Annotated in this window: 14 protein-coding genes and 1 tRNA gene; 5 read left to right on the top strand and 10 right to left on the bottom strand. The window is 66.2% G+C overall.

Annotation, left to right across the window (positions count from 1 at the left end; translation table 11 throughout):
* Positions 1–226: 226 nt before the first annotated feature.
* Positions 227–979 carry a PEP-CTERM sorting domain-containing protein gene (locus DES47_RS25670; RefSeq protein ID WP_133703629.1) on the top strand — a complete coding sequence of 251 codons (753 nt, stop codon included), beginning with the start codon at positions 227–229 and terminating at the stop codon, positions 977–979.
* Positions 980–1,622: 643 nt separating this feature from the next.
* Here the strand turns inward: DES47_RS25670 and DES47_RS25665 are convergent.
* Entirely contained in the window at positions 1,623–2,090 is a 468-nt protein-coding gene (locus DES47_RS25665; RefSeq protein ID WP_243748465.1) for an antitoxin Xre/MbcA/ParS toxin-binding domain-containing protein, read from the bottom strand.
* Between the two features lie 216 nt (positions 2,091–2,306).
* Positions 2,307–2,382: transfer RNA gene (locus tag DES47_RS25660), tRNA-Arg, on the bottom strand.
* A 202-nt stretch (positions 2,383–2,584) separates the two neighbouring features.
* Between DES47_RS25660 and DES47_RS25655 the strand changes: the two genes are divergently transcribed.
* Positions 2,585–3,142 (top strand): c-type cytochrome, encoded by a 558-nt coding sequence (locus tag DES47_RS25655; RefSeq protein ID WP_133703628.1) that lies wholly within the window; start codon positions 2,585–2,587, stop codon positions 3,140–3,142.
* A gap of 44 nt (positions 3,143–3,186) precedes the next feature.
* On the opposite strand, the gene DES47_RS25650 is transcribed toward DES47_RS25655, so the two are convergent.
* The 5 genes from DES47_RS25650 to DES47_RS25630 are packed head-to-tail and all read right to left on the bottom strand — an operon-like array spanning position 3,187 to position 6,350.
* Positions 3,187–3,726, bottom strand: coding sequence for a DUF2946 family protein (locus DES47_RS25650; RefSeq protein ID WP_133703627.1), 540 nt, complete (start codon positions 3,724–3,726; stop codon positions 3,187–3,189).
* Positions 3,727–3,752: 26 nt separating this feature from the next.
* Positions 3,753–4,739 (bottom strand): YheT family hydrolase, encoded by a 987-nt coding sequence (locus tag DES47_RS25645; protein ID WP_133703626.1) that lies wholly within the window; start codon positions 4,737–4,739, stop codon positions 3,753–3,755.
* A 3-nt stretch (positions 4,740–4,742) separates the two neighbouring features.
* Complete coding sequence (locus tag DES47_RS25640) at positions 4,743–5,192, bottom strand: YybH family protein (RefSeq protein ID WP_133703625.1); 450 nt, start codon at positions 5,190–5,192, stop codon at positions 4,743–4,745.
* A gap of 13 nt (positions 5,193–5,205) precedes the next feature.
* A complete protein-coding gene (locus DES47_RS25635) occupies positions 5,206–5,415 on the bottom strand; it encodes a zinc-finger domain-containing protein (RefSeq protein ID WP_133703624.1) in 210 nt (69 codons plus the stop codon).
* Between the two features lie 8 nt (positions 5,416–5,423).
* Entirely contained in the window at positions 5,424–6,350 is a 927-nt protein-coding gene (locus DES47_RS25630; protein ID WP_133703623.1) for a branched-chain amino acid transaminase, read from the bottom strand.
* A gap of 203 nt (positions 6,351–6,553) precedes the next feature.
* Between DES47_RS25630 and DES47_RS25625 the strand changes: the two genes are divergently transcribed.
* On the top strand, positions 6,554–7,162 hold the full coding sequence (locus DES47_RS25625) for a PEP-CTERM sorting domain-containing protein (protein ID WP_133703622.1): 609 nt from the start codon (positions 6,554–6,556) through the stop codon (positions 7,160–7,162).
* Positions 7,163–7,204: 42 nt separating this feature from the next.
* Here DES47_RS25625 and DES47_RS25620 read toward each other — a convergent pair whose 3' ends face one another.
* The 3 genes from DES47_RS25620 to DES47_RS29640 form a co-directional block, all read right to left on the bottom strand.
* Positions 7,205–7,603, bottom strand: coding sequence for a hypothetical protein (locus tag DES47_RS25620; protein ID WP_133703621.1), 399 nt, complete (start codon positions 7,601–7,603; stop codon positions 7,205–7,207).
* Between the two features lie 64 nt (positions 7,604–7,667).
* A complete protein-coding gene (radA, locus tag DES47_RS25615; RefSeq protein ID WP_133703620.1) occupies positions 7,668–9,038 on the bottom strand; it encodes a DNA repair protein RadA in 1,371 nt (456 codons plus the stop codon).
* Positions 9,039–9,050: 12 nt separating this feature from the next.
* The gene (locus DES47_RS29640; protein WP_133703619.1) at positions 9,051–9,860 is read right to left on the bottom strand and encodes a hypothetical protein; all 810 of its coding nucleotides are present in this window, start codon (positions 9,858–9,860) and stop codon (positions 9,051–9,053) included.
* Positions 9,861–10,004: 144 nt separating this feature from the next.
* Here DES47_RS29640 and rhtB point away from each other — a divergent pair, with 144 nt between their 5' ends.
* Positions 10,005–10,634: a homoserine/homoserine lactone efflux protein gene (gene rhtB / locus DES47_RS25605; RefSeq protein WP_133703618.1), complete on the top strand. Its 630-nt coding sequence runs from the start codon at positions 10,005–10,007 to the stop codon at positions 10,632–10,634.
* Positions 10,631–11,509: a DMT family transporter gene (locus DES47_RS25600; protein ID WP_133703617.1), complete on the top strand. Its 879-nt coding sequence runs from the start codon at positions 10,631–10,633 to the stop codon at positions 11,507–11,509. Before rhtB ends, DES47_RS25600 begins: the two co-directional genes overlap by 4 nt.
* Positions 11,510–11,573: the final 64 nt, after the last annotated feature.

The following is an 11,573-nucleotide window of genomic DNA, read 5'->3' as shown; positions in this document are numbered from 1 at the left end:
GCTCTTGGGCCCCTGGCGGATTCTTTTGCCCCCCCCCACCAAGGTAACTGGGGGCCCAAGCCGGTCGGGTTGAAAGAAATTGATAGGTCTAATTTTTCCCCCCCCCCCCCCCCCCCCCCGCTGGCACTTATCTTGCTTCGGATCGCCAGGTCCTGGCACGCTCCAGGGCGCATGAGATGAAGCCCTTTTGTATTGCCTCGACTTCCCCCGAACGGAGAACCTGAAAATGAATAAGTTGTTGTTGAACGCCTTCGCGGCAGTGGTGCTCGGCGCTTCTGCGATCTCCTCAAACGCTGCTTTGGTCATGTCCGATGCCTATATCGGCTCTGGAGGCGCAGGTACCGGCCAGTCGCTGGCGGGCGACAGGTTCAGGTCGTTCCAGCCGACCGGGAGCGAAGAAAACTACCTCGGCATCCCGAGTCTTGGAAACGCGTCCAACCGTGTTGTGCGTCAACTCAACTGGATGACGGACGCCAACAATCCGCTCACCTCCTTTGATTTCACCTTCCAGTACGACCAGGCCAGCGACAAGCTGGTGTCGACGATCTTAGGCGGCAGCCTGGAGTACTCGGGCTGGTCGACCAAGTTGGCTGGTCTTGGCAAGACTAAGGGCGCGGCCGACCTCAATGCATTTCAGATTACGGTCAAGCAGGGGGATGTCGGCTCGCTCGTGTATCTGACCGATATGGTGCTTGACGGAGTCGCGTTGGGCAGCTTCAGCGGAGTAGATGGGCTTAACAAGGATTGGCTGGTGACGGGTTCCGACATGAACCTCACCGACGGCTTCACGCTGACCGGAAAGCTCTGGTTGCAGGGGGCGTTCTCCTCCAGTCAGGAGAACTCCGCTGTCAACTTGACTGCAGGCTGGGACACCCGCGGCGTCGCTCCTGCCCAGGTTCCCGAACCGGGCACCTTGCTGCTCGCGGGCGCCGCCATCGCCGGCTTGCTGGGCTCGCAACTGCGAAAGCGCAAGCAGTAAGGCCTGCACATCGGGAATACGAGGGGCAGTATTGTAGCGACACTGCCCCCTTCATTTTCTGCTCGGGTGGGGCTGGAGCACGCTCTGGGCAAACCGCCTGCGGCCAGGCCCTGAATCCCGCCTGCAATCGTCACATCTTTGCCCGTCGGACTCGCGTTCATCTGCGACTCCTGGATCGTGAGGGAACGTGCCGCCCTTTCCCTCGAGCCGCAGACGCGCGCGGCTGGCCCGTGTCCCCCGCGTGACATTCGCACGGCTGAGTCGATTGGCTGATCAGGCCTGCTGATGAGCCCGTTCCAACTCATGGAGCGGCCGATCCCGTTGTGCTGCAACGGACTGCTGCGTGCTGGCCAATCCAATGCAGCGGATGTCGCCGATGGGTCGAAAGAACCCCTTCGCGGCCAGCGAGAGCAGTTGTTGGCTGGGCCTGGTCGCCGAGTCGCTGACCCGCCTTTGAACCCCGCCACTGTCGAGCGTCAAGTTCCGAGGCACAGGGGACAGCCGCGTGAAGAACTGGCCAACGGCTGGTATGGGCGCCCGCCGCCCTTCGACTCGGAAATCTGACCGGCCGCAGCCAGCCTTGCCGCGACATTGCCGCAGCGTCCGGCTACGTTGTCGCGTTGCCTCCCTCTTGGCCCAAGCGCTACTTCTTCCCGGCCCCGCGGCGCGCGATGGCTGCATTCATGTCCTCAATGGAAATGTGCTTAGAGGTACGGCCAAACATTCCTTTGAGGTTCTTGAGCCCATCCAGCCCCTGAAGCGAGTCTCGTTCCTGGACAGGCAGGTCGTCTCCCTCACGCATGAAGTCACCGGTGACACGGCCGCCGACCGTCATAAGTATGGACATGACTTTGTTGAGGCCGTCGGGGCTACGCGCAGCGCCCTCCGGACTGGCTCCATCGAGTTCTGGATTTGGTGCTGCCAGCCATCGACGCACTTGCTCCCAGGATTGGAAGGCAGCAAATGCGGCCTGATCCAACGCTGTCAAGCGCTCATAGCCTGGACTACCGACCTCGCGCCCCACTGGCGCCATGTCGAGCCAAGCCCGGTCGTCGGCCGAAGCCTGACGGTGTTGGTCTGAGCGGTGCTTCGGCGCTGGATTTTTGGGCATGTTTCAATGCCACTCGCCGGAGGTCTCCAATGGCTACATCGATTGCGGCTGTCGTACAGACACAGTGGAAGCGGGCCAGTAGGCCAACGGTCTTTTGGGGACTCAGTGCCCGAACCATGGGCCACAAGTGGGCCAAATTTGGGCCACAAATGGGCCACAACGCAAAACGCCAACCCTGAGGTTGGCGTTTGCTTACGCGGAAATCCGCGTCAATTATGGTGCGCCCGGCTGGGATCGAACCAGCAACCCTTGGCTTCGGAGGCCAATACTCTATCCATTGAGCTACGGGCGCAGAGCTCGCAAGTGTACCCGGGCTTGAGCCCGGGTCCGACGGTCGCGGCCAGGCCTTGTTGTGCGTTCAGCGACGTGGGGCGCAAAAGCGGCTTTGTGTCGGTGTGGCCGTATCACGGCCCCGCGACGATATAATCCCGCAGTTTTGCGCCTCATAGCTTTGGGGCGCTGTTGCCCTGCCTGCCGACGCCAACGAGGATTTCATGAGCGGAACCCCAGATCACGACAACACCCACGATGACGCACACGACGATGCGCACACGGGTCCGATCAAGACCCCCAAGCAATTGGCCTGGGCCGTGTTGTTTGCCTTTGTGGCGCCGGTGATCATCATCATCCTGCTGGCCAATTTCGTCAGCTCGGACAAGAAGCCGGCCGCCGGCAGCGAGGGGCTTGGCGCCGAGGCGGTGGCCGCCCGCATCCAGCCCATCGGCAGCATCGAGCTGAAGGACGTCAACAATGTGGCGACCTTGAAGACCGGCGAGCAGGTCTATGCCGCACAGTGCTCGGCCTGTCACGCCACCGGCGCCGCCGGTGCGCCCAAGCTGGCCGATCTGGCCGCCTGGGGCCCGCGCGTGAAGACTGGTTATGAGGCCCTGCTGACCTCGGCCCTGAAGGGCAAGGGCAATATGGGAGCCCAGGGCGGTGGCGATTTCAGCGACTTCGAGATTGGCCGCGCCGTGGTCTATCTGGCCAATCAGGGCGGTGCCAAGTTCGACGAACCTAAGGCGCCGGCAGCTGCGGCGGCTGCGTCCAAGTAAGCCGAGCGACGCGTCAAATCGAGCCGACCTGCGGGTCGGCTTTTTTACGCCCGGTCGGTGCCTGGCGCAGGCCTGCGCACGAAGCCGAACTGCCGCGGCAGCGCGGCCGCCATCACGTCCTGCGGTAGCCACAGGCCGGCCTCGACGGCGTTGGCGGCGCACTCCATGTCCAGGGTGTGCACCAGGCCGAGGCCCAGGTCGGTGGCGATGAAGAGCCGGCCGTGCTCGTCCAGCCAGGCCGACTCGAAGCTGGCCTCCAGGCCGGTGTGGCTGCGCAGCTGCGGTGCGGCCGCCGTGGCCGTCAGGCGCCACACCCAGGGCGTGGCCTCCAGTTCGACATAGACGCGCTGCGGACCGTTCTGGAAGAACCAGCAGCCGGCGTCGTCATGCAGATAGTTGCGCTCGATGAACTCGCGCAGCTTCTCGTGGGCGATACGGCTGCCCTTGACGACGGGGAAGGGCCCGGCGGCCTGGATGCGGTCGTCGCGCATGTACCACTCACCGCGCGCGTCCAGCGCCAGCCAACCGTAGCAGTGCGGCACATTGGGCCATTTCTTCAGCGCGGCCTTGACGATGTCATCCATGCGAGCCAGTTTGCCCTATAGAAGCATCAAAAGGAACCGGCCAGCCAGTTGCAGACGGCCTCCGGCATGGCCAGCACATGGCCCGGTGGCCAGCCGCTGGGGAAGCCGACATGCCCACCCTGGCGCGGTTGCCACAGCGTGACGAAGGGGCCGACCTCGGACTCGCGCGGCAGGCAGTCGGCCGGCACGAAGGGGTCGTTGCGCGCATTCATCACCAGGGCCGGGATGCGCAGGCTTTTCAGATGGGGCTTGGCCGAGGCCCGGGACCAGTAGTCGTCGGTGTTGCGGTAGCCATGCAGCGGCGCCGTGAACAGATTGTCGAACTCGTACAGATCACGGGCGGCGCGCAGGCGCTCGCCGTCGAACAGGCCCGGGTGCTGCTGCAATTTGCGCAGCGCCTTGGGCACCATGCTGCGCAGGAACATGCGGGTGTAGACGAGGCGATTGAAGCCCTTGCCGATGGCGCGGCCGCTGGCCGCCAGATCGACCGGCGAGCACACCGCCGCCACCGCCTGGGCCGTGGTGCCAGCGGTGTGGCCGGCCTCCTGCGCCCAGCGCAGCAGGGCATTGCCGCCCAGCGACACCCCGACGGCGACGATGGGCCCGCGGTGCTGGGCGCGCAGCCGGTCCAGCATCCAGCCGACTTCGACATGGTCGCCCGAGTGATAGGCCCGCGGCGCCAGATTCAGCTCGCCCGAGCAGCCGCGGAAGTGCGGCACCGCATAGGCCCAGCCGCGGGCCCGGGCCAGGCTGGCGAAGGCCAGCGCGTAGTGGCTGTTGGACGAGCCTTCCAGGCCATGGAACAGCACCAGCAGCGGACGTTCCGTGCCGGCCGCGACCTCGTCGACCAGATGATCGACATCGACGAAATCGCCGTCCGGCGTGGCCCAGCGCTCGCGGCGATAGGTCGGCTTGGCGGCCTGGAAACGGCGCGCCCACAGCGCCGCCCAGATCGTCTGTGCATTGCCGCCGGGCAGCCACAGCGGGGCGTGATAACCCGAGGCGTCACTCATCCGTCAATGCAGCACAGCCGGCGCTTCGATGATCTCCTGCACGTCATTGGCCGTGCCGGGGCTGGCATGGTGGACGACCATGCGCCAGCCCATGGCCGTCTTCAGATAGACGTTGGTGGCAATCACCCAGGCGCTTTGCGGGCCCTTTGGGCCCTGCACCTGCACCCGTTCCAGCACGTTGTGAATGGAGGTCTCGCCATTGCTGAGCGTGCGCACGCGCTCGGGCATGGCGTGCACCGGCCCCTGACTCAGCACGGCCTCGAAGGTGGCGCGGATGGCGCCGATGCCGACCACGCGCGGCCCGCCCGGGTGCACGCAGGAAACCTCCTCCTCGTCGGCCCAGACGGCCATCAGCCGGTCCAGATCTCCCTGCTGCAGCGCTTCGTAGAACTGTGCCTCGGTGTCCTCGGGCGAGGACAGCAGCGCGGCGGCCCGGGCTTTTCGCAAAGGCATGTGCAAGCGCGGCTCAGTGGTGCGCGTGCACGACTTCGCCTGCCTTCAGGCGATACACGGTGCCGCAGTAGGGGCACTTGCCGCCCTCGGCGTTGGTCACCACGTCGATGAAGACCTTCGGGTGGTTGCTCCACAGCGCCATCTTCGGGTTCGGGCAGGCGACGACGCCGGGGCCTTGCAGCTCGGCTGCGGTGACTTCAACAACTGATTTGGATTCGCTCATGATGTGCCTCAGACCTTGGACAACCAGCCGGCGTACTTGGGATTGCGCCCGTGCACGATGTCGAAGAACGCGGCCTGGATCTTCTCCGTGATGGGGCCACGCGAGCCGACGCCGATCTCGATGCGGTCGAGCTCGCGGATCGGCGTCACTTCGGCGGCGGTGCCGGTGAAGAAGGCCTCGTCGCAGATATAGACCTCGTCGCGGGTGATGCGCTTCTCGACCAGCTTCAGGCCCAGGTCCTGGCAGATCGAGAAGATGGTGTTGCGGGTGATGCCGTTCAGCGCACCGGCCGACAGGTCGGGCGTGTAGACCACGCCCTTGTTGATGATGAACAGGTTCTCGCCGGCACCCTCGGAGACGAAGCCCGAGGCATCGAGCAGCAGGGCCTCGTCATAGCCGTCGTCGGTGGCTTCCATATTCGCCAGTATGGAGTTGGTGTAGTTGCTCACCGTCTTGGCCTGCGTCATCGTGATGTTGACGTGGTGGCGGGTGAAGCTCGAGGTCTTGACGCGGATGCCGCGCTTCATGCCGTCCTCGCCAAGATAGGCACCCCAGGACCAGGCCGCGACCATCAGATGCACCTTGGCACCCTTGGGGCTGACGCCCAGCTTCTCGGAACCTATCCAGATCAGCGGGCGGATGTAGGCGCTGTCCAGCTTGTTCTCGCGCACCGCGCTCTTCTGCGCCTCCATCACCTGCTCGGGGCTGAAGGGGATCTTCATGCGCAGGATCTTGGCGCTGTTGAACAGGCGCTCGGTGTGTTCCTGCAGGCGGAAGATCGAGGTGCCGCCATCGGCCGTCTTGTAGGCGCGCACGCCCTCGAAGGCGCCGCAGCCATAGTGCAGCGTGTGCGTCAGCACATGGATCTTGGCGTCGCGCCATTCGACGAGTTCGCCATCCATCCAGATCTTGCCGTCGCGGTCGTCCATGGACATGAGGGGCTCCTAGCTGTGGTTTCGGGCCATTTTATGCGCTGGCACCCGAAGCGCCGACCGTGACTTTGTTCTCACAGATCGGCGGCGCAGTGCGTCAAGCCCCCCGAGGCGCGGGGGCGCGGATGCTGGCGCTGATTCCGCCCATTTTTTACAGTCCGGGCACCAAAGCAAGAAACCGCTTTTCAATTTTGTTGGGAATCCGCATGAACCGCCCTCTGACCCTCGCCTCCTTGATCTCGGCTGCTGCGCTGTCGCTGGCTGCGCCCGCACAGGCCCTGACCATCAATGCCGGCGGCCCGCTGTGCTCGGCCTCGGCCACCACCACCTCGCAAGCCGGTTATGTGGCCTGCCTGGGCTCTTTCGACGGCAATATCGACAACCAGCTGAACGGCGCCGGTGGCGTGTTTGCTGCCATCGCCGCCGCGCCGAGCGCGGGTTTCGGCTTCAGCACCAATCAGTATTTCAACAGCGGCAACTACGCTGTCTCGGGCAACCCCTTCGCCACGGATGCGGGCGCCCTGGACAATGGCGTGATCAAGTTCGACAACGCCCAGACCGGCAAGTTTGTGCTGGGCATCAAGCAGGGCAATGATTTTTCGCTGTATCTGTTCGATGGCTCCGCCGTGGTTGGCGGCATCTCGCAACTGTCCATCGACTCCAATGGCGTCAAGGCCGGCGGCGGCATGGTGATCTCGCATGCCGGCTTCTTCGGCACGCCGACCGCGGCCGTGCCCGAGCCCGAGACCTATGCGCTGATGCTGGCCGGCCTGGCGGCGGTGGGATTTGTCTCGCGCCGTCGCAAGAGCGCCTGATTCGCTTCGACACATGGTGAACCCCGCCGCGGCGGGGCTTTTTCATGCCGCAGCGGTTTCGTCGCCTGCCTCGGGCCGTGTCAGCGTGCGGCGCACGCAGCGGCCGTCGGCGAACTCCAGCTCGACACCGACGCCGCCTTCGTCCTCCCAGCGCCAGACCTCGGGTTGCTCCGTGACCCGGATGCCGAGGCTGCCGGCGATGGCGATCACGTCCATCAGCCGCATGCCGTCGCGCAGCTTGGTGTGCAGCATCACGGCGCTGCCCACCGATCCCTTGGGCGCGCTGCCGGCCTTTTGCAGCAGCCGCATCACGCGGCTGAACTGCAGCAGCAGCCAGAACGCCACCAGGCTCACTGCCAGCACGACGCCCTGCCAGCCATAGGAAAACCATCCCGCCACCACGGCGGCAATGGCCAGGGCCCAACCAATCCAATTGTTCATGGGCGCGATGTTAGGGCCTGATCCACACGGATCGAATGCGGGGAGACCACAACCCGCCGGGTGACTATGCCAACTCCCGCAGCAAATCGATCGCCTGCTCGATCCGCTCCACCGCATGCACGGTCAGCCCCTCGATGGCCTTCTTCGGCGCATTCGCCTTGGGCACGATGGCGACGCTGAAGCCCAGCTTGGCTGCCTCCTTGAGCCGCTCCTGGCCGCGCGGCGCCGGCCGCACCTCGCCGGCCAGGCCGACCTCGCCGAAGGCGATGAAGCCCCGCGGCAGCGCCTTGCCGCGCAGCGAGCTCTGGATCGCCAGCATCACCGCCAGATCGGCCGCCGGCTCGCTGATGCGCACGCCGCCGACCGCGTTGATGAACACGTCCTGGTCGTTGGTGACGACCCCGGCGTGGCGGTGCAGCACGGCCAGCAACATGGCCAGGCGGTCGCGGTCCAGGCCCACCGACAGGCGGCGCGGGCTGGGGCCGCCGCTGTCCACCAGCGCCTGCAGCTCGACCAGCATGGGCCTTGTGCCCTCCAGTGTCACCAGCACGCAGGAGCCCGGCACCGGCTCGCCATGGGTGGACAGGAAGATCGCGCTCGGATTGGCCACGCCCTTCAGACCCTTGTCGGTCATCGCGAACACGCCGATCTCGTTGACCGCGCCGAAGCGGTTCTTGATCGCCCGCACCAGGCGGAAGCTGGAATGGGTGTCGCCCTCGAAGTACAGCACCGTGTCGACGATGTGCTCCAGCACGCGGGGGCCGGCGATCGCCCCTTCTTTCGTCACATGGCCCACCAGCACGATGGCGCAGCCGCTGGCCTTGGCGGTGCGCGTCAGCTGGGCCGCGCATTCGCGCACCTGGGCCACCGAGCCGGGGGCCGAGGTCAGGTGCTCGGAGTAGAGGGTCTGGATCGAGTCGATGACGCAGAAGGCCGGCTGCTCTTGTTCCAGGGTGGCGAGGATCTTCTCCAGGCTGATCTCGGCCAGCACCCGCACCCTTGTGCCGGCCAGGCCGAGCCGGCGCGAGCGCATCGCGATCTGCGCGCCCGATTCCTCGCCGGTGACGTACAGCACCTTCAGCCGGGCCGACAGATCGTCGATCGCCTGCAGCAGCAGGGTGGACTTGCCGATGCCGGGGTCGCCGCCGATCAGCACCACGCCGCCCTCGACGATGCCGCCGCCGAGCACGCGGTCAAGCTCTTCCTGGCCGGTCGGGGTGCGCTCGAAGTCGCTGGCCTCGATCTCGCTCAAGGTGGCCACCGGCTGGCTCTTGGCAAGGGCCTGGTAGCGGTTGTTCTTGCCGCCGCCCCCAGGCGCCTCGGCCACGCTCTCTATCATCGTGTTCCAGGCATTGCAGTGCGGGCACTTGCCCAGCCACTTGGCGCTGGTGCCGCCGCATTCGTTGCAGGTGTAGATCGATTTTTCTTTGGCCATGGGCCGATTGTCCTAGCTATTTCTGCGCAGCATCGTCAGCGCCTCGGGCAGCGAGTCGGCCGCGGGCAGCCAGTGGTCGATGGCGGCGCCCAGGGCGATGCCCAGCACCAGCATCATCAGCGCACCGCGCCAGGTGTGGGCCAGGGCCCGGCCCAGCCAGCCGTCGCGCTGGTAGCGGTGCTTGTAGGCCAGTCCGCCCGCCCAGGCCGCCAGGGCGACCTCGACCGCCACCGCCAGCAGTACCTCGACGCCGAACACCATCAGCACGGCCGCACTCAGCACGCCGGCCAGCAGGGCGATGATGGTGACCAGGGCCACCAGCGGCACGACGACGACGGCGCCCTCGTCCAGCGCGCCCAGGGCCTCGCCACCGACCTTGGCCGCTCCCTTGGCGAGCTCTCCGGCGGCGTCGCCGGCCAGGTCACCGAAGTCACCGGATGCACCGCCGCCACCAAAGTCGCCGCCCCCGCCCGCCTCGAACGGCTGGCTCGCGCCGCCGCGACCGGGTCTTGGCAGGGGCAGATCGGTCAGGGCGTCGGCCAGGTCCGGCAAGCCCTGGTCCCGGCTCAGCAGATAGGCGGCCCAAAGCCGCAGCAGGGCCAGGTAGATCAGATACGTCAGGGGCAGCAGCAGGGCATAGCGCCAGGCCAGCGCCTCGATACCGGCCCATCTCAGCAGGGCGCCGCCGCACATCATGCCGGCGAGGGTGCAGGCGGCGATCAGGAACACGTGCCAGCGCAGCCAGCGCTCGCGGCGCAACTGCCTTCGGGTCAGCTCCACCCTGCGGCGCTCGGCACGGTGGAACGAAACGCTGTCGGTCATGGCGGACGCTCCCCCTTTGAGCTGCATGGCCGGTGGCCCCGGCGTTCTTCGCACAACTGTACTGCCTGCGCCGCCAGGGTTTGTCCGGGCGTGATACAAGGCTCGCTGCGTTGTGCGCCCCATCTTGGGGCTGGGAAGAAAAAAATGGATTTCTCCGTCTGGCTGACCTTTTTCGCCGCCTCCTGGGCCATCAGCCTGTCGCCAGGGGCCGGCGCCATTGCGGCGATGAGTTCGGGGCTGAACTACGGCTTCAGGCGTGGCTATTTCACGACCTTCGGGCTGATCCTGGGCATCCTGACCCAGGTTGTGGTGGTGGGCGCCGGGCTGGGCGCGCTGATCGCGGCGTCGACCCTGGGCTTCACCCTGGTCAAGTGGCTGGGCGTGGCCTATCTGGTCTGGCTGGGCATACAGCAGTGGCGGGCACCGGCCAAGGCGATGGTGGCGACCGACACCGGGGCCCGGGAAGTGACGCGCCGCCAACTGGTGCTTCGCGGCTGGATGATCAATGCGGTCAACCCCAAGGGCACGGTGTTCCTGCTGGCCGTGGTGCCTCAGTTCCTGGACCTGCATCAGCCGCTGGCCCCGCAATACCTGGTGATTGGCGCCACGCTGTGCTTCACCGACCTGGTGGTGATGGCCGGCTACACGGTGCTGGCCTCCAAGGTGCTGTCGGTGCTGCGCTCCGCGGCCCATATCAAGGCGATGAACCGCGCCTTTGGCACCCTGTTCATTGCCGCCGGCGCCTTGCTGGCCGGCTTCAAGCGCGCCGCTTGAAGTTCTCTGACCGCGCGCTGTTCTGGGGCCCGACCCTGATCTGGGCCTCGACCTGGCATGTGATCCTGTACCAGCTGGACAGCACGGTGCCGGTGCTCAACTCCGTGGCCTGGCGTTTCGGCCTGGCGGCTCTGATGCTGTTCGCCGTCGCGCGCTGGCAGGGCACTTCGCTGCGCCTGCCGCTGTCGGCCCATGGCCTGATGCTGGCCACCGGCATTGTCCAGTACAGCGGCAACTACTGGTCCGTCTATCAGGCCGAGCTGCACATTCCCAGCGGCCTGGTGGCGGTGCTGTTCTGCCTGATGGTATTCGGCAATGCGCTGTCGGGCCGGGTGTTCTTCGGCCAGCGGGTGACGCGGCGCTTTCTGATTGCGGCCAGCGCCGGCGTGATCGGCGTGGTGATGATCTTCTGGCCCGAGATTGCCGAGACCGGCGCGAGGCCCACCGCCGCCCTGGGCCTGGGGCTGGGCCTGCTTGCGGTGCTGGCCGCCTGCATCGGCAATGTGCTGACGCTAACGCTGACCCGCCGCAGCCTGCCGCTGATCCCGATCCTCGCCTGGAGCATGGGCTATGGCGCGCTGTTCCTGCTGCTGATGTCGCTGCTCACCGGCCAGGGCCTGCATTTTGATTGGCGGCCCAGCTATCTGCTGAGCCTGCTCTACTTGACCGTGTTCGGCTCGGTCACCGCCTTCGTGCTGTATTTCAAGCTCGCCCAGCGCCAGGGCACGGCCCGCGCGGCGCTGACCGGGGTGGTGATTCCGGTCATTGCGCTGGTGATTTCGGCCGCACTTGAGGGCTGGCAGCCCAGCTGGCTGTCGGTGGCCGGCATGGCGCTGTGCCTGGGCAGCATCTACGTGGCCACGCGGCGCGCCTGACAGGCTTTACAGCCAACAGCTACAGTCGGTTGGGGTCGGAGCTGCCGGGAGTACCCGTCAAGTC

Origin of the sequence: Roseateles toxinivorans, from assembly GCF_004362525.1 — a bacterium.
Lineage (GTDB): Bacteria > Pseudomonadota > Gammaproteobacteria > Burkholderiales > Burkholderiaceae_C > Paucibacter > Paucibacter toxinivorans.
Note: the sequence above shows the minus strand (reverse complement) of the source record. Positions and strands in the feature narration are given on the sequence as shown.